The following is a 606-nucleotide window of genomic DNA, read 5'->3' on the forward strand; positions in this document are numbered from 1 at the left end:
GGTGGGCGCGGCAGGGATCGAACCTGCGACCACTCGCTTGTAAGTTACTTCGCCAGGAACGGTGACCTGACCTGCATATCCGCAGATCACGGCGATCCATCCGAGGTCGAATTAATCGCTCCCCACTCGGTGGCACCAGGAGCGCCCGCCCGGGCGCCGGACCGCCGGAGACAGCATGTCCCCCCTCGCACCCTCGACGCGAGCACGTGACCTATCCCACAAGACAGAGAAGGCCTGGACCGCCGCGCGTCGCGCCGCCGACCGGGCGATGTCCCGTTCGGACTGCTGGCGCGGCGCGGCGGGCTCGTCCGAGCTGACGGCCGAGGAGCGCACCGAGGTGGGCCGCGGCGCGCTGGCCGCGATGGATGAGGCGATCATCCGCCTGCAGGCCGCGCGGGATGCGTTGTCGGCCGAGCTGCTGGATGCCGGGGTGCTGGCGCCGCCGCTGGTGGAGTCGGAGGACCTGCCGGCGACGACCTGGCAGGCCCTGGCCGACGAGGGTCATTTCGAGGCGACCGAGGGGGAGCTGGCACGGCTGGTCGTGTCGGACCTGGCCGCCGACCTGGCGGACGCAGCGCACCAGCTGGTGCCGACCCAGCCGCGGCG

1 protein-coding gene is annotated in these 606 nt (G+C 72.1%); it reads left to right on the plus strand.

Annotation, left to right across the window (positions count from 1 at the left end):
* Nucleotides 1-175: 175 nt before the first annotated feature.
* Nucleotides 176-606, plus strand: a 431-nt coding sequence (locus FREUN1FDRAFT_RS39290) for a hypothetical protein (protein WP_006546031.1), incomplete at its 3' end; no start/stop codon positions are given.

Origin of the sequence: Parafrankia sp. EUN1f (genome assembly GCF_000177675.1) — a bacterium.
Classification (GTDB): Bacteria; Actinomycetota; Actinomycetes; order Frankiales; family Frankiaceae; genus Parafrankia.